This is a genomic window from Rhodococcus sp. 06-1460-1B (assembly GCF_002258475.1).
In the GTDB taxonomy this organism is placed as follows: domain Bacteria; phylum Actinomycetota; class Actinomycetes; order Mycobacteriales; family Mycobacteriaceae; genus Rhodococcoides; species Rhodococcoides fascians.
In genome coordinates, this window is the sequence record NZ_NOYS01000032.1 from 1 (window position 1) to 15,502 (window position 15,502).

The 15,502-nt window shown below is 65.4% G+C and carries 16 protein-coding genes and 1 pseudogene; 9 read left to right on the forward strand and 8 right to left on the reverse strand.

Features of this window, described 5'->3' with window-relative positions:
• Positions 1-97 precede the first annotated feature (97 nt).
• The 3 genes from CH268_RS18020 to CH268_RS18030 all read right to left on the reverse strand — a co-directional run bounded on the left by CH268_RS18020 (position 98) and on the right by CH268_RS18030 (position 1,387).
• The gene (locus CH268_RS18020) at positions 98-295 is read right to left on the reverse strand and encodes a CsbD family protein (RefSeq protein WP_027494609.1); all 198 of its coding nucleotides are present in this window, start codon (positions 293-295) and stop codon (positions 98-100) included.
• 93 nt (positions 296-388) lie between these two features.
• On the reverse strand, positions 389-823 hold the full coding sequence (locus CH268_RS18025; RefSeq protein WP_094665452.1) for a nucleoside deaminase: 435 nt from the start codon (positions 821-823) through the stop codon (positions 389-391).
• A 24-nt stretch (positions 824-847) separates the two neighbouring features.
• Positions 848-1,387, reverse strand: a complete 540-nt coding sequence (locus CH268_RS18030; protein WP_027494611.1) for a tRNA adenosine deaminase-associated protein — start codon at positions 1,385-1,387, stop codon at positions 848-850.
• Between the two features lie 63 nt (positions 1,388-1,450).
• Between CH268_RS18030 and CH268_RS18035 the strand changes: the two genes are divergently transcribed.
• Positions 1,451-2,422, forward strand: coding sequence for a prephenate dehydrogenase (locus tag CH268_RS18035; protein WP_094665454.1), 972 nt, complete (start codon positions 1,451-1,453; stop codon positions 2,420-2,422).
• Here the strand turns inward: CH268_RS18035 and CH268_RS18040 are convergent.
• Complete coding sequence (locus CH268_RS18040) at positions 2,395-2,910, reverse strand: putative glycolipid-binding domain-containing protein (RefSeq protein ID WP_027494613.1); 516 nt, start codon at positions 2,908-2,910, stop codon at positions 2,395-2,397. The two genes, CH268_RS18035 and CH268_RS18040, sit on opposite strands and share 28 nt — an antisense overlap.
• A gap of 299 nt (positions 2,911-3,209) precedes the next feature.
• Between CH268_RS18040 and CH268_RS18045 the strand changes: the two genes are divergently transcribed.
• Positions 3,210-3,557, forward strand: a complete 348-nt coding sequence (locus tag CH268_RS18045) for a hypothetical protein (RefSeq protein ID WP_032386569.1) — start codon at positions 3,210-3,212, stop codon at positions 3,555-3,557.
• Here the strand turns inward: CH268_RS18045 and CH268_RS18050 are convergent.
• Together CH268_RS18050 and CH268_RS18055 are read right to left on the reverse strand one after the other, a co-directional pair.
• Positions 3,554-5,377, reverse strand: coding sequence for an ABC transporter ATP-binding protein (locus CH268_RS18050; protein WP_094665410.1), 1,824 nt, complete (start codon positions 5,375-5,377; stop codon positions 3,554-3,556). The genes CH268_RS18045 and CH268_RS18050 overlap by 4 nt on opposite strands.
• On the reverse strand, positions 5,370-7,163 hold the full coding sequence (locus tag CH268_RS18055; protein WP_094665412.1) for an ABC transporter ATP-binding protein: 1,794 nt from the start codon (positions 7,161-7,163) through the stop codon (positions 5,370-5,372). Before CH268_RS18055 ends, CH268_RS18050 begins: the two co-directional genes overlap by 8 nt.
• A 226-nt stretch (positions 7,164-7,389) precedes the next feature.
• Between CH268_RS18055 and CH268_RS18060 the strand changes: the two genes are divergently transcribed.
• From CH268_RS18060 to CH268_RS18080, 5 genes are read left to right on the forward strand one after another with little or no spacing between them, the layout of a single operon-like run.
• A complete protein-coding gene (locus tag CH268_RS18060) occupies positions 7,390-8,538 on the forward strand; it encodes a DNA cytosine methyltransferase (protein ID WP_176457981.1) in 1,149 nt (382 codons plus the stop codon).
• Complete coding sequence (locus CH268_RS18065) at positions 8,535-8,966, forward strand: very short patch repair endonuclease (RefSeq protein WP_094665416.1); 432 nt, start codon at positions 8,535-8,537, stop codon at positions 8,964-8,966. The genes CH268_RS18060 and CH268_RS18065 overlap by 4 nt, the downstream gene beginning before the upstream one ends.
• 56 nt (positions 8,967-9,022) lie before the next feature.
• Positions 9,023-10,081, forward strand: a complete 1,059-nt coding sequence (locus CH268_RS18070; RefSeq protein WP_141215162.1) for a hypothetical protein — start codon at positions 9,023-9,025, stop codon at positions 10,079-10,081.
• Between the two features lie 9 nt (positions 10,082-10,090).
• Positions 10,091-10,780 (forward strand): DUF998 domain-containing protein, encoded by a 690-nt coding sequence (locus CH268_RS18075; RefSeq protein ID WP_255182438.1) that lies wholly within the window; start codon positions 10,091-10,093, stop codon positions 10,778-10,780.
• Positions 10,756-11,241 (forward strand): GAF domain-containing protein, encoded by a 486-nt coding sequence (locus CH268_RS18080; protein ID WP_094665422.1) that lies wholly within the window; start codon positions 10,756-10,758, stop codon positions 11,239-11,241. The genes CH268_RS18075 and CH268_RS18080 overlap by 25 nt, the downstream gene beginning before the upstream one ends.
• Here the strand turns inward: CH268_RS18080 and dhaL are convergent.
• Entirely contained in the window at positions 11,225-12,883 is a 1,659-nt protein-coding gene (gene dhaL / locus CH268_RS18085) for a dihydroxyacetone kinase subunit DhaL (protein ID WP_094665424.1), read from the reverse strand. The genes CH268_RS18080 and dhaL overlap by 17 nt on opposite strands.
• Before the next feature lie 70 nt (positions 12,884-12,953).
• Here dhaL and CH268_RS18090 point away from each other — a divergent pair, with 70 nt between their 5' ends.
• Both CH268_RS18090 and CH268_RS18095 read left to right on the forward strand, forming a co-directional pair.
• Positions 12,954-13,505, forward strand: coding sequence for a YceI family protein (locus CH268_RS18090; RefSeq protein ID WP_094665426.1), 552 nt, complete (start codon positions 12,954-12,956; stop codon positions 13,503-13,505).
• Positions 13,506-13,543: 38 nt separating this feature from the next.
• Positions 13,544-14,272 carry an SIMPL domain-containing protein gene (locus CH268_RS18095; protein WP_255182439.1) on the forward strand — a complete coding sequence of 243 codons (729 nt, stop codon included), beginning with the start codon at positions 13,544-13,546 and terminating at the stop codon, positions 14,270-14,272.
• A gap of 114 nt (positions 14,273-14,386) precedes the next feature.
• Here CH268_RS18095 and CH268_RS18100 read toward each other — a convergent pair.
• Positions 14,387-15,496, reverse strand: a pseudogene (locus CH268_RS18100) (CaiB/BaiF CoA transferase family protein).
• Positions 15,497-15,502: the final 6 nt, after the last annotated feature.

Consider the following 15,502-nt stretch of genomic DNA (forward strand, 5'->3'; position numbering starts at 1 on the left):
CGCCACCGCAGAAGACTGTACCGGAATGAGCGCCTGAGGCTAAATCGCCTGCTCAGAGCGCATCCATCGGGTCATTCCGCAGGCTGCACTCCGGCGACTACTTGCCGGTGAGCTTGTCCTTGATGTTCGAGGCCGCGTCCTTGACCTTCTCGGCACCGTCTTTGAATGCGGCGGAGGTCTGATCGCCCTTGCCCTCTGCTTCGAGGTCCCTGTCTCCGGTTGCCGAACCTGCGGCTTCTTTTGCCTTGCCGCCGAGGTCTTCGGTCTTGTTCGAGATCTTGTCGTCGAGTCCCATGAGTGTCTCCTTCGCAAGTTCGGAGCGCAGCGTTGCGCCCTGCCCTCCACCCTCCCCAATGTTGGACATTCCGGCCACCCCGTGACGAGATCGTTATCTGTGGCGGGCGAAGAACTGGGTCAGCACTTCGGCGCATTCGGCTTCCAACACTCCCCCGCGCACCTGTGGGCGGTGGGTGAGTCGACGGTCTCGGACGACGTCCCACAGCGAGCCGACGGCCCCGGTTTTCGGTTCCCAGGCTCCGAACACCACGGTGCCGACGCGGGCCGCAACGAGGGCCCCGGCGCACATCGTGCAGGGTTCCAAAGTGACTGCCACAGTGCAGTTTTCGAGTCGCCAGCCATCTCCGTGCACCGCGGCTGCTCGACGCAATGCGAGAACTTCCGCGTGCGCAGTGGGGTCGCCCGACGCCTCCCGCGCATTGCAGGCCCGGGCGATCTCACGTCCCGACGCGTCGTACACGACGGCTCCGACGGGGACGTCGGCGTCCGATGCCTCGGCTGCGGCCGACAGCGCTGCGCGGATCATGTCCGCGTCGGGCAGCGGCACCGGTTACCGCCGCAGCTTGTTCACCGCTGCGGCGAATTCGTCCTCGAAGCCCAGGCGCTCGGCGATGGATTGCAGTTGTTCGTCCGGATAGTCGTCGGTCTCGGCGACGATGATGCCCAGGACTGCCTCGGGCAGGCCCAGGTCGGCGAGGAGAGCGAGGTCGCCTTCCTCGTAGGGTTCGATGTCGTCGAGTTCGTCGGGGTCGACGTCGGGGATCTCGATGTTGAGTGCGTCGAGGACGTCGGCGGCGATTTCGTAGTCGACGGCGGCGACCGCGTCGGACAGCAGTAGGCGGGTGCCGTTGGGTGCGGGACGCAGGATGACGAAGAATTCCTCGTCCACGTCGAGCAGTCCGAACACCGCTCCCGAGCTGCGTAGTTCACGCAATTCGGTTTCTGCTGCCGACAGGCTGGTCAGTGCGTCGTCGGACAGTGGCGTCACGGTCCACTTGCCGTCCTCTCGGACAACTGCAACGCCGAATCCTTCGAGGTCGTCGTACTCCGATGCGGAGGCACGGTTGTTGTTCGCGCGCTGTGCGGCCATGTGCGCAACGGTAGTCCGGTAGGTGCCGGTATTCGAAGTCCACCTCCCTTGGAAGTCACCCACCTGTGCCAATCTGATCGGGTGACTTCTTCTTCGGTGTGCGTTCTCGGTCTGGGACTGATCGGTGGGTCGATTCTGCGGGCGGCGCACGACGCCGGTCGCCGGGTGTGGGGCTGGAACCGATCGGCCGACGCGATCGCCGGGGCTGCGGACGATGGCTACGACGTCGGCACCGATCTGACAACCGCTCTGACCAGGGCTGCAGACGAGGATGCGCTGATCGTCATCGCCGTTCCGATGCCTGCCGTCGACTCCGTTCTGCAGGCCATCGCCGAGCATGCACCCATCGCCCCGATCACCGACGTGGTGAGCGTCAAGGCCGAGGTTGCCGCGGCCGTCGCTGCTCGCGGACTACAGGCCCGCTATGTCGGCGGCCATCCGATGGCGGGTACCAATCACTCGGGCTGGTCGGCGACGGACCCGACGCTGTTCACCGACGCGGTGTGGGTCGTGTCCACGGACCCCGGGGTCGACGCGGACGTGTGGATGCGGGTGGCCCAGCTGGCCCTGGACTGCGGTTCGGTGGTCGTTCCGGCCGGCAGCGTCGAGCACGACAGTGCCGTCGCCCGCATCTCGCATCTACCGCATCTGCTGGCCGAGGCATTGGCGATCGTGGGGGCCGCGGGTGGGCCGTTGGCGCTCGGGCTCGCCGCGGGGTCGTTTCGCGACGGCACCCGGGTGGCGTCCTCGGCCCCGACTCTCGTCCGTGCGATGACCGAGGGCAACGCGACCGCGCTACGAACCGCGCTCGACGAGGCGCTGCATGCGCTCACCGCAGCGCGCGAAAAATTGGACCAGCACTCGACCGAAACGCTGGTCGACGCCGGACATGCGGCGCGACTGCAGTACGAGCAGCATCAGCGATTCGACATCACCGACGTCACCCCGGGCGAGCCGGGGTGGCGAGAGAACCTGCAGGACGCGGGGCGACGCGGTGGCGTCGTGCGTCAGATCCGCTCGGCGAGTCCCGGGTAGTCGACGACGAAGCCGTCGGCGTCGACCGTCACCGACGATGTCGAGACCGGCGAGATGACGTGGATGCCGTGCGCGCCGCTGCTGTAGGTCAGCGTCGCTTCCTGGATGCTCAGATCGAGGAGGTTGACGTAGACCGTCGGCACCTCGAGGTCCTGGACCTGGGTGTGCAGACCGAATCGTCGGATCGGCAGGGTGTTGAAGAACGGGCTGAGCACCATGTCGACGTCGAGGGCACCGCTGTAGGTCGAGCGCTGGTGGTTGGCGGAGTTCTCCACCATCCAGTAGCCCTCGTCGTCGCGGCTGACGGAGGCCTGCCGGTCACCCGATGCGAGCGAGGTGCGTACCGAGAGCCTCTTGGTGACGCCGTATTCGTCGGTCACCAGGTCGTACGACGCACTGAACGCGGGATGATCACTGCAGGCGGCCCCGATGATGCGTCCGGCAGCTTTGATGCGGTTGCCGGAAAGCTGGACGCGCACGGACTCCATGCGGGGAACGTCGTGCGCTCGCCACGTCAGGATCGAGGGCCAGGATTTCGCGTCGGTGGTGGCGGTTGCGGGAACGGAGACGTGCTCTGCACCCGATGCTTGAGTGATCACAGGTCCTACGGTATGCGACAGGGCCCCCTGTGGAACAAGCGGACGCGACTTTTCTTTGCACCGACCCGGCCGTTCATGCTGCATTCGGCCTCGGCCGACCCCCGTCGACGTCGACTTCTGGCCCGCCACCGTGTGCGACGCCTTACAGCGGCCGGGCCCTGTCGATTTCGCTCACGATTACTAAGGTGATGGCCGTGACGACAGGGAACCCAGGCGGCGGCCAGTTCGATTTCGCGCATTCCGAGCAGGCCGCGAAGAGCCGACAGGACAAGGCCACCGCTCTGGCGCGCTACGTCTGGGAGCGCGGCATCAGCGGCGCGGAACTGCTCGATCTCACCGACGCCACCCGTCGAAAACTGGCCCGCGCAGCCGACCTGCATCCACCGAGCACGATGGAAACGTGGACCATCGTGGCCGAGTTGCTCGATCGCAAATCCGCGTGGGCAGCCGAGCACCCGGGTCACGACGGGGCGACGCCCCAACATGCCGACGAGAAGATCATGTGGGTCAAACCGCCGATCACCCCGTGGAGCTAGACGAGCGAGTCCTCCCACGCCTCGTGCAGGTGTGCGAAGCGGCCCTCTCCCGCAATGAGGTCCGCCGGGGTGCCGTCCTCGACGATGTTCCCGTCCGCCATGACGAGGACGCGGTCCGCGATGGCCACCGTCGACAATCGGTGCGCGATGATCAACGCCGTCCGGCCCTGCAGAATCGTTTCGAGTGCGCGCTGCACCAACCGCTCGCTCGGGATGTCGAGACTCGACGTCGCCTCGTCGAGCACGATCACCGACGGCGCAGCGAGGAACACCCTCGCGAAGGCCACCAATTGCCTTTGGCCCGAGGACAATCGGCCTCCGCGCTTACGCACGTCGGTATCGATCCCTTCGGGGAGCGAGGCAATGAACTCGGTCAGTCCGACGGCCTCCGCGGCAGCGCGGACCTCGGCGTCCGTCGCGTCGGGACGTCCGAGGCGGATGTTGTCGGCCACCGAGCCGGAGAACAGGAACGATTCCTGTGTCACCATGACGACGTTGCGGCGCAGGTCCACGTCGGAGATGTCGCGCATGTCGATGCCGTCGAGTCGCACGGATCCGGCGGTCGGATCGTAGAAGCGCGCCAACAGCTTTGCCAGCGTCGACTTTCCGGCTCCGGTCGCGCCGACCATGGCAACCACCTGTCCCGCCGGCACGTGCAGCGAGAACTCCGGCAGCACGACGCGCTCGGTGCCGTAGGAGAAGTGCACGTCGTCGAACGTGATGTCTCCCTTCACCGTTCCGATCGACACCGGGTTCTTCGGGGCAACCACCGACGGCTCTTCCTCGAGTACGCCGGAGATCTTCTCCAGCGCAGCGGCGGCCGACTGGTAGGCATTGAACACCATCGCCAGCTCGTCGAGCGGGCCGTAGAACCGGCGAAGGTACAGCACGTACGCGGCGAGCACGCCGACGTCCATGTGGCCGTTGATCACTCGCCAGCTACCGAACACCAGGATGATCGCCAGTGTGACGTTGCCTATCCACCGGACGATTCCGGTGTAGCTCGCCATGCCGCGCAGGGCCGCGGTGGTGGCGTCTCGGTACTCCGAGTCCTCGGTCTCGAGGATCGCGTCGTTGCGACCTTCACGCCGAAAGACCTGTACGGCACGGATTCCGCCCATCGACTCCACGAAATGAACCACCACACGCGCGATCGCCACCCGTGTTCGACGGTATCCCTGGCGTTGGCGTCGCTGTGACCACCGGGTGACGAGCACCAGCGGTACGAAGCCGGCGAGCACGATCATCGCCATCGGAACATCGAGATACACGAGGATGACGGCAATCGAGACCATCGACAGGATGGCCGTCAACGCGTCGTTGAGCGCACTTTCGAGCAGTGTCTGCAACGACTCCACGTCACTGGTCAACCGCGAGATCAACCGTCCCGACGTGTATTTCTCGTGGAACGACAGACTTAGTTTCTGCGCGTGGTCGAACACGCGTCCACGCAGGTCGTAGAGAATGTTCTGACTGAGCCGGCCCGAGACGGTGAGAAACGCGTAGGTGGTGAACATTCCGAGCAGGCCGAAGCCGGTGTATCCGCCCACGGCCCACAGCAGCGGACCCCAATCACCCTGTCCGGCAGCACCGACGCCGTTGTCGAGGGCGTAGGCGACGAACAGTGGGCCGGCCACATAGGTGATGTTGTCGATCAGGATGATGACGAAAGAGAGCAGGGCCTGCTTCTTGTACGGGCGCACCAGCGAGGCGAGCAACCGTCGAGAACGCCCGGCCAACACCAGGTTCCCGGTGGCGTCCACCTCGGAGTCCTCGCCGCCCACTCCCCGCCAGTCTGCGGTTGCGGTCTGCTCAGCCATGGATCGACCCCATCACGTCGCGGTACCGCGGCGAGGACGCCAGCAGTCCCTCGTGCGTTCCCTGCTCCACAATTCTTCCGTTCTCCAGATACAGCACCCGGTCGGCCAACGCTGCAGTCGACGGCCGGTGTGCCACCAGCAATGTCGTCGAATGCGCCAACACGCGCCGCAATTCCTTCTGCACTTTCGCTTCGGTGTCCACGTCGAGTGCCGAGAGCGGGTCGTCGAGCACCAGCACCCGAGGCTTGCCCAGCACCGCACGGGCCAGTGCCAGACGCTGCCGCTGCCCGCCCGACAGACTCATGCCCTGCTCACCGATGCGCGTGGCCAGGCCCCACGGCAACCGGTCGACGAATTCCGTTGCGTGCGCGATCTCCAGCGCCTCGGTGACCTCGGCATCGGATGCACCGGGAGAGCCGAGCGCGATGTTCTCTCGCGCACTGGCCGAGAACAGCACCGGATCCTCGAACGCCACCGACACGATCGAGCGCAGATCGGCCAGCCGCATCGACGCCACGTCGATACCGTCGATCGAAATGGTGCCCTCGGTGGCGTCGAACAAACGAGGAACGAGGTTCGTCAGTGCCGTCTTTCCGCTGCCGGTGTTGCCGACGAGCGCAACGGTCTCCCCCGGCTCGACGACGAAACTGACATCGGTGAGCAGCGGCGAGGACGCGTCCGGAAAGGTGAATCCGACGCGGTCGAACTGCACTCGGCCTCGGATCTTGTCGGGCAGGTCGACGGGGTCGTCCGGATCTGTCACGGTTTCCGGGGTGTCGATGATCTCCCAGTACCGATCCGCCGCGGTCCGCGCGTTGTTCAACTCCGCCAGTAGGTATCCGAAGGATTCGATCGGCCACAGCAGGAACGTGACGATGGCGATGGCAGCAACGAGCGTGCCGACCGTCATCGTGCCCTGCACTATCGAGTAGGTCCCCACGGCCAGAATCGCGCCGATGGTGATCGGCTGCAGTCCGACGATCACCGCCCAGATGATCGCGAGATAGCGCACCTTCTTCAGTTCGGTGCCGCGAAGAGTGCGAGCCTGACGCAAAAACTGCTTGCCCAGGTGCGCACTTCGACCGAACGCCTTCAGAACACGGATGCCCTGGATGGATTCCTCGACCGTCGTCGTCACATCGCCCGCTTGGTCCTGAGCATCACGCGCGACGACGCGGTACAGCGTCTCGAACCTGGTGCAGGCGATCACCAGCGGAACCGATGTCACCAACATGATCAGACCCAATTGCCATGCCTGAACTAGCAATACACCGATACCCACGACGAGCGTGACGGCATTGATGATGATGAACGGGCCGATGAACGCCATGAACCGGCGCAGCGACCCGAGATCGGCGATGGCACGGGAGAGCAGCTGACCCGATTCCCAACTCTCGTGCGCCGCGACCGACAGCCGTTGCAGCTTGTCGAATACCGTTGCCCGAGCACTGATCTCGAACTGGCTCGACGGGCGGGACACCAGGTATCGACGCACCCAGATGCCGGCCGCGTCGATGGCGCCGAGCAGCAGGATCAAAGCCGCGGGCCACCACACCGCGGAAAAGTTGCGGTCGGCGATGGGCCCGTCGATGACGCGTTGCATCACCAGCGGAATGACGAGGCCGGTGAGGGTCGCGATGAGCGAGACCACGATGGAGCCGATGTAGAACCACTTGTACGGGGCCAGGAACGGCGCGAAACGCTGCAGCGACGTGGGTGTCCGCGCAGCATTCGGGTTCGACTCAACGACGGTTGGAGCTTCGGGGTCGAGCACACCCGTGGACACGTGTTGTTCTCCTTATTGCGGTGCCCGAATGATTTCATTGCTCAGGCTCAGTTTCCAACCGATTTTCGGGCGGCGTGCATTCCAGTGTGGAACCTCGAGCACGGTCGAGGTCAAGTTCGACCGACGCTCAGCTCGCGGACGCTCAGCTTGTGGACCTTCAGCGCACCGGCTCTCGAGTAACGTGAACCCGTCGGGCGAGAGAAGGGCACACGTGAGCACACGGTCGATGGTCGGGTTGTTCGCCGGAATCGGCGGGCTCGAGCTGGGGTTGGCCGAGGCAGGGTGGACGACGCAGCTGTTGTGCGAGATCGATCCGGGTGCCGGCGCGGTGCTGTCGGCGCGCATGCCGAACGTTCCGCTGCACACCGACGTCACCACGCTGCGCAGCCTGCCCACCGGCACCGAACTCGTTGCCGCCGGCTTCCCCTGCCAGGACCTCTCCCAGGCCGGACGGACCGCAGGCATCACCGGGGCTCGTTCCGGGCTGGTCGACGAGGTGTTCCGGCTGGTCTCACGTCGCCGCGGCCCGCGGTGGCTGTTGATGGAGAACGTGCCGTTCATGTTGCAACTCGGACGTGGTGCAGCGATGCGACACATCACCGACGCGCTCGAGGACCTCGGCTACATGTGGGCCTACCGCGTCGTCGACGCCCGTGCGTTCGGGTTGCCGCAGCGTCGACAGCGCGTGGTGATGCTGGCCTCGCGCACCGACGATCCGCGTGAGGTGCTGTTCTCGCAGGATGCCGGGCCGTTGCCCGACGGCGATCCGAGTACTGCGCCCTGCGGCTTCTACTGGACCGAGGGCACCCGCGGACTGGGCTGGGCCGTCAACGCCGTCCCCACCCTCAAAGGCGGCTCGTCCCTCGGCATCGCCAGTCCGCCGGCCGTGCGGTTGCCGTCCGGGGAGATCGTCACGCCCGGCATCATCGGGGCCGAGCGGCTGCAGGGGTTCGATCCGGACTGGACGCTGCCCGCGGTCGAGCGCGCCGGGGTGCGCACCGGGCATCGCTGGAAGCTCGTCGGCAATGCCGTCAGTGTGCGGATGGCGTCGTGGGTGGCCGGTGCACTCGACGACCCGAAGCCCTACGACGTCGCAGGCGATACCGCATTGCTGCCCGGTCAGGCCTGGCCGACGGCCGCGTGGGGCCGAGACCGCGCGAGCTTCAAGGTGACCGTCTCGACCATGCCGGTGCACCAACCGCCCGAGGACCTGATCGACTTCCTGGACGACTCCACCCTGCTGTCGGCGCGGGCCACGGCCGGGTTCCTCAAGCGCGCGCGAGCCGGCAACCTCCGCTTCGCCGACGGCTTTCTCGACGACCTCGACGCCCACCTCGAGCGCATGGGTGGGTACACGCAACGGGTGTCGGTGTGAGCGCGACACGTCCCGTCACCGACGCGAAAACCAGTGCACGGCTCAGTAAGCAGCGCCGCCGCGACACCAAACCGGAAGTGGCGCTGCGTCGTGAGTTGCACCGACGAGGACTGCGCTATTTCGTCGACCGCGCCCCTGTGAAGGGCATGCGGCGTCGAGCAGATCTGGTGTTTCCCCGACGCAAAGTGGCGGTCTACGTCGACGGCTGCTTCTGGCACAGTTGCCCCGTCCACGCGACGAAACCCCGCAACAACGCCCAGTGGTGGGCCGACAAGCTGGCTGCCAACGTGGCCCGCGATCGCGACACCGACACCCGCCTGATCGAGGAAGGCTGGCGCGTCGTGCGGATCTGGGAACACGAGGACCCGGTCGTCGCCGCCCAACGCGTCGTCGACGATCTTGCTGCAGATCCGATAGTGACCAACTGAAACCCACAGCACTCCCCGCGCGTCCAACCTGATGATCGGTCGATTCGAGTCGGGGGATGGGGACAGTGCGTAAAAGTTGGGTGCTTGCGGCGATGGCAGCGGCGATGTCGGTATCGACCAGTGGATGCGCGGTGGTGTTGCTCGGCAGCGCGTTCCCCGCCGGCAGTGCGTCGCCTGTGGGGCAGAACCGGTACGGATTCGAGATGTCGGAGGCAGACCGCTATCTGGCCGACTCGGCGGCCTTCGTCCGCAGCCTGGATCCCTGCGGCTTCCTCACCGAGGACGACCTCTCCGCCCTCGGCACCGTGGTGCAGCTCCGACCGGACGGCCAACTGAGTAGCTGCTCGGCAGAAGTCAACCCTGGGCGATCGGACGCCACGGACTCCGTGTCGATCAAGTTGAACGGATACCAGCCGACGCCGGCCGACCCGAACTTCGAGCAAGTCACGATCGGCGACGAACAGGTGTACCTCGACGACGCCTCCCGAGGGACGTGTCGCGTCAGCTTCCCGCTTCGCGACGAGTTCGACGGCACCACCTCCGGGCCCATGGACGATGTCCTCACCGAATCCGGTCGTAGTTTCGCCACGATCGACGTCTATCTTGCTGACGGAGACGCCTGCAGTGCAGCGAAATCCGTCACCGAGACCGCACTCGGCCTCGTGAGCGATCCACCACTACGTGCCGATTCCAGGTACAACCTTCCGTTGGCCACGAAGGACCCGTGCAGCGTTCTGGAGCATCTGCCCGAGACCTGGACGGTCGACCGGTGGAACCCTGCCGCGGATCCGTACGGCTGCCACTTCGAGGCGTCGTCGGCGACGTTCGAGGACAACCTGGTACTGCTCGACGTCGCGCTCACCTACGACGACAGCGACTTGCGTTCGACAGATCGCGAGAAGATCCGGCAGGGCGGTTACACCGTGGAGACTCGCGACTCGGATTCGGTGTGTTCGGCCGACATCGTGTTGGGCAACCCCGTTCTCGGCCTGCCCGGTAACGAGGACTCGGCCGCGCGTTACGCCCGCACGGTTCCCGAGCTGTCCGTCATGGCGGACGACTGCGACTCCGCCGTCGCGCTGGCGGTGGCAGCTGCCGACGAGCTCACTGGTTAGCCTTGGTCGGTGCGCGCGAAAACCGAAGGTGTGGATATCCGCCGAGTGATCGCGGTGGTGTTTCTGATCCTCGCCGGGTTGCTGTACTCCGCGTGGGTGGCCGAATTCTTCCTCGATACCGGGCTCGACCCGGCCCGATCCTTCCTCAGCGAACTCGATGCCCGCGATCAGCCGTATCGCGAGTTCTTCTCCACCGCAGACGTGGTCACGGGTTCGCTGATGATCCTCGCCGCCGTGCTCGGTTTCCTCGTCAGCCCTCGCCGACGGCTCGTCGTCACCGGCTGGGTGGCGTCGGGCATCTTCGGTATCGCCACCATCGCCGACGCGAAACTGCCCCTCGAGTGTGTGGCCGCCGACGATCCGAGCTGTCCGATCGAGCCCAGCGGGTTGTTCCCACAGCTTCATCATCTTCATGCTCTGACGAGCACCATCGCGGTGTTCGCGATCTTCACGGTCATGATCGCGTTCACGCTCGCCGCATTCCGCTATCGGGCCTATCCCCTGCTTCGGACGCTCGGTGTCGCGGTACTGGCCATCACGGCCCTGGCCACGGCATGGCTGATGGTTGCCGACAACCTTCCCGGCGATCACGGCCTCGGCATCGCTCAGCGGGTGCAGGTGGGCGGGATGTCGGCGTATCTGGTGGTGCTGGGGTGTGCGCTTAAACTCGGCGCATGTCTTTCACCGCGACAGCACTGAACGGGTCCAAGGTCGAGCAGTACCAGCAGCTCACCGAGCAGGCCCGCGGCCTGGTGTTCGAGGAATCGAACCTCATCGCCAACGCCGCCAATCTCTCTGCGTTGGTCTATCACGCTCTGCCCGAGGTCAATTGGGTCGGCTTCTACCTGTTCGACGGCACCGAACTGGTAGTCGGTCCGTTCCAGGGCCAGCCTGCCTGTGTTCGTATCGCGCTGAGCAAAGGGGTCTGCGGCGCTGCCGCGACCACCCGCGAGACACAGCGAGTGGCCGACGTCCATGCCTTTCCCGGCCACATCGCGTGCGATGCGAACACTCGCTCCGAGGTCGTCGTTCCGCTGTACCAGGGCGAGAAACTGATCGGTGTATTCGATCTGGACAGCCCGATACCCGATCGCTTCGACGCCGACGATCAGGCCGGCCTCGAAGCGATCGCGGCGGTGTTCCTCAGCTCGCTGGAGTAGAACTAGCTGCTGCCTCGAAGAACCAGGCCATGACCAACGCACCGGGGTCGACGACGCCTCGCGCGGCCTCACCGACATAGCTGGCGCGGCCGCGGTTGGCGGTGATGTCCTTTGTCGATTCGGCTCCGGTCTTCGCGGCGTCGGCGGCATCCTGCAGGGTGCCGCCGTCCTTCTCAAGCGCGTCGACGGCCGGGGCAATGGCGTCGATCATCGTCTTGTCGCCCACGCGGGCTCCGCCGAGTTCGGTGATGCTGTCCAGTCCGGCCCGCGCGGCCGCTGCGACAGCCGCGGCAGATGGCTCGGTGTCGAGCATCGTTCGGTAGAACTGGCGGAACCAGATACCGAACAGTGCGCCGGACGTACCGCCTGCGTGGCCGAGGTAGGCCTCGCTCACGGCTTCGAATACCGTTGCTGCCGAATAGGTTTCCTTGATCGCGTCGAGGTCGAGTTGTTCCAGTGCGGCCACCATGTTGGTACCGAAGTCGCCGTCGCCCGCCTTACGATCCAATTCGGTCAGAGCGGGCTCCTCGTCGAGTACCCGCTGGGCCCACGACCCGATCCACTCCGAGACAAATGCCGACTTCTCTCCGGTGTCGGACGGCGAGAACGTCGGCCCGAATGCGCCGCGCTCGCCCACCGGTTTCGCACCTTGGCTCTGCGCGTTGGGCCAACCGGGCGCATCGGTGGGGGCGTCCCAGAGTTCGAGCATCTCGTCGTCGGCGCGCACCAGAGTGATGGACGCTCCGCCCATGTTGAGCGCGGTGACAAAACTTCCGACGAGTGAGCGGGTTATCTCGATGCCCTTACCCGCGAGGTACTCCGAGAGTTCCCCGAACAGCAGATGCAGTTCGAGCGGGTGCGTTGCGCCGAGCCCGTTGACGATGGCGATCACCGATTCGCCCGAGTTCAATCCGAGCGAGCTCACGATGGGCTCGGTCAGCTTCTCGACGACCTCCTGAGCAGGCAGCCGGGACACCCGGTCGGTGCCGCGCTCGCCGTGGATACCGATGCCGAGTTCGATTTCCTCCTTGGACAGTTCGAACGACGGCCCGTCGGCACCCGGTAGCGTCGGCGGGTTCAATGCGACCGCCATACTGCGCGCGTTCTCCGCTGTTCGACGCCCCAGCGCGACCACCGCCTGCAGGCTGTCGCCACGTTCTGCCGCTGCGCCGCACACCTTTTCGACGACGATGGTCGCGGCAGTGCCACGGCGACCCGGGCCGTCCTCGCTCTCGCTGGCCACGTCGTCGTCGACGAGAACGACATCGGCCGCAATACCGTCTTCCTGCAACAACTCTCGGGCGATCTTGAAGTTCATCACGTCGCCGGTGTAGTTCTTCACGATGTGCACCACTCCGCCGCCGGAGTCCACGGCCTTGGATGCCTCGTGTACTTGGAGGGCGTTCGGTGACGTGAACACCAGGCCGGGGCACGCGCCGGTGAGCATGCCGCGACCGATGAATCCGGCATGCATCGGCTCGTGGCCCGATCCGCCACCGGACAGCAGCGCGACTTGACCGTCGGAGATGCGATAGCGACGGGTGAGGAATCCGGGATCGGCGTGCCAGGTGACGTCGTCGGTGGCGGCCACGAAGCCGCGGAGGGCGTCGGCGACGAATGTTCGAGGAGAATTGGAGAACATTCCTTCACACTAAGCCTCCATTGTCGGCTTCGGTGAGCTGCCGGGCCGCCGCGCGTCTACAGTCGCGAAGATGACCACCGAGACCTGGGCTTTCGACGCATCGGACGGCGGGCAATTGGCTGTTCGGACGGATGTCACCGGAAGGGCATCCAAGATGGGGCATCGACTCACGATTGCGGTGACCTCCTGGACCGCGACGGTCGAGTGGTCCGGGGACGCCCCCACCGCGGTGTCACTGACCGCCGAGGTCGGCTCACTCGAGGTGATCCACGGCGAGGGTGGACTGACACCGTTGATCGGTCCGGAGAAGATCGTCGCAAAAGCCAACGCACTCAAGACCTTCGACGCCAACCGGTACCCGACAATTCGATTTCGTTCGGTGGAGATCACTGCCGTTGCCTCCGGATTTCGCTTGGCGGGTACCGCCGAGATACACGGTGTCTCGAAGGAGATCACCGTGGACGTGGACGTCACCGACTCCGGCGACAGATGGCAGATCGGTTCCGAAACTACTGTGCGTCAAACGGATTACAACATCACGCCGTATTCGCAGATGTTCGGAGCCATGAAGGTGGCAGACGAAGTGACCGTGACGTTCGACGCCAAGTATCGCAAGCCCTGAGCCTTCCCAATTCACCTGCAATGGTGGACACTACGGCGGTGAACCGAAATCGATGGACGATCGGATCGTGCGCATCGGCCCTGGTGTTGGCCGTGGCCCTGACCGCAGGCTGCAGCAGTCCGGCGACCACGTCCCCGGACGGACCTCCCGGAGTGAACGTCAACGGAGTGGGCGAAGTCCAGGGCGCACCGGACACGTTGACGACTCAGATCGGCGTTCAGGCCACAGCCGAGGACGTCACTGCCGCCATCGAACAGGCCAATGCTGCGGTAACCGAGGTGACCGACGCAGTGATTGCCGCCGGCGTCGCACGCGAGGACATTCAGACGCAGCAGGTGTCGATCGATCCGCAGTACTCCGGAGCTCTGCCGGGCGGCACCTCGGCTATCTCGGGATACCAGGCCACCAACACGTTGCAGGTCACGGTGCGCGATCTGTCGAAGGCGTCTGCAGTCCTGGGCGATGCCACCTCCGCCGGTGGCAACGCGACCCGAATCTCCGGGGTCTCGTTCAAGATCGACGACGATTCCGAGCTGATCACCGATGCCCGGTCCAGGGCGTTCGCCGACGCCCGCGATCGCGCCGAGCAGTATGCGTCGCTCGCAGGCGGCGAACTCGGTGACGTTCTGTCGATCACCGAGTCGATCACCGGTCAGGAGCAGCCGACGAGCTTTCGCGACTCCGCTTCGTTCGACATGGCAGTGCCCATCGAACCGGGACAGCAGACCGTCAGCGTGTCCGTGTCGGTGAAGTGGGCGCTGAACTAGCGCAGTGAGTTACTGCCGCTGCAACTATTGCTCCACTGAGGAGGTTGCATCCCGGGGATTCGCCGACTCGAGCCCGGGAGTGGAGCACAATTTGCAGGACCACCACGCACGGGCTCAGCCGGCCGGCGGGGGCGGCAGCCGGTAGTTCACCGGGGTCGCCGAGAAATCCACCGGATTTCGGACGCCCTCGGCCGCTGCCCCGGGAACCTCGATGCGTGGTTCGAGACCCAACGACTGCGCGAACGCGAATGCCTCCTCGATGGAATTGACCGGCCCGGCGGGAACGTTGCGGGCCATCAGTTCTCGATACCATTCGTCCGCAGTACGCGTCCGCTACGCCGAGTTCAGGATGTCGACCAACTGATCTCGATGTTCGACGCGAGCAGAATTGGACGAGAAGCGTTGATCCGCAGCCACATCCGGGGTACCCAGCACGTCGACCAGCGCCTGAAATTGCCGATCGTTGCCCACGGCCAACGCAAGCGGTCGATCGGCGGTCTCGAACACCTCGTACGGCACCAACGACGGATGCTTGTTGCCCATCGGAACCGGCACGGTGCCCGCCCCGAGGTAGGCCGCCGACTGGTTGCTCAACGCGGACAGTACCGACGCCATCAGCGAGGTGTGCACCTGCTGACCCGCACCGGTGTTCGATCGATGATGCAGTGCGGCAAGGATTCCGCTCAGCGCATGCAGACCGGTGACGATATCGACCATCGCCACGCCCACTTTCGTCGGTGTGGATGCGTCGGGGCCGGTGACGCTCATCAGCCCGCCGACGGCTTGGACCACCAGATCGTATCCAGGAAGAGCAGCACCGCCGCCGGTACCGAAGCCGGTGATCGAGCAGTAGATCAGGCCGGGGTTCGTCTGCGCGACAGCCGAATAGCCGAGACCGAGCCGGTCCATCGTTCCAGCGCGGAAGTTCTCGATCACGATGTCTGCGCCCGCGACGATCTCACGGGCCTCGGCCACACCGCTCTCGGACTGCAGGTCGATGAACCGAGACGTCTTGTTCCGATTGACCGAGTTGAAATACGTTGCCGTACCGGCAGAATCGTAAGGCGGGCCCCACAATCGGGTGTCGTCACCGGTACCCGGTCGCTCGATCTTGATCACGTCCGCGCCCATATCGCCGAGCATCATCGTCGCGTACGGTCCGGCGAGCACACGGGAGAAGTCCGCGACCACGAGGCCGGTGAGCGGACCGGTGGCGTCTGTCATCGGTCC

What these genes read in the sequence shown, in the direction of transcription:
- CH268_RS18070 (WP_141215162.1), top strand. Translation starts at nt 9,023, where the DNA reads ATGGGGACAGTGCGTAAAAGTTGGGTGCTTGCGGCGATGGCAGCGGCG.
- CH268_RS18050 (WP_094665410.1), bottom strand. Translation starts at nt 5,377, where the DNA reads ATGGCTGAGCAGACCGCAACCGCAGACTGGCGGGGAGTGGGCGGCGAG.
- CH268_RS18045 (WP_032386569.1), top strand. Translation starts at nt 3,210, where the DNA reads ATGGCCGTGACGACAGGGAACCCAGGCGGCGGCCAGTTCGATTTCGCG.
- CH268_RS18080 (WP_094665422.1), top strand. Translation starts at nt 10,756, where the DNA reads ATGTCTTTCACCGCGACAGCACTGAACGGGTCCAAGGTCGAGCAGTAC.
- CH268_RS18040 (WP_027494613.1), bottom strand. Translation starts at nt 2,910, where the DNA reads ATGGAGTCCGTGCGCGTCCAGCTTTCCGGCAACCGCATCAAAGCTGCC.
- CH268_RS18060 (WP_176457981.1), top strand. Translation starts at nt 7,390, where the DNA reads ATGGTCGGGTTGTTCGCCGGAATCGGCGGGCTCGAGCTGGGGTTGGCC.
- dhaL (WP_094665424.1), bottom strand. Translation starts at nt 12,883, where the DNA reads ATGTTCTCCAATTCTCCTCGAACATTCGTCGCCGACGCCCTCCGCGGC.
- CH268_RS18020 (WP_027494609.1), bottom strand. Translation starts at nt 295, where the DNA reads ATGGGACTCGACGACAAGATCTCGAACAAGACCGAAGACCTCGGCGGC.
- CH268_RS18090 (WP_094665426.1), top strand. Translation starts at nt 12,954, where the DNA reads ATGACCACCGAGACCTGGGCTTTCGACGCATCGGACGGCGGGCAATTG.
- CH268_RS18030 (WP_027494611.1), bottom strand. Translation starts at nt 1,387, where the DNA reads ATGGCCGCACAGCGCGCGAACAACAACCGTGCCTCCGCATCGGAGTAC.
- CH268_RS18025 (WP_094665452.1), bottom strand. Translation starts at nt 823, where the DNA reads ATGATCCGCGCAGCGCTGTCGGCCGCAGCCGAGGCATCGGACGCCGAC.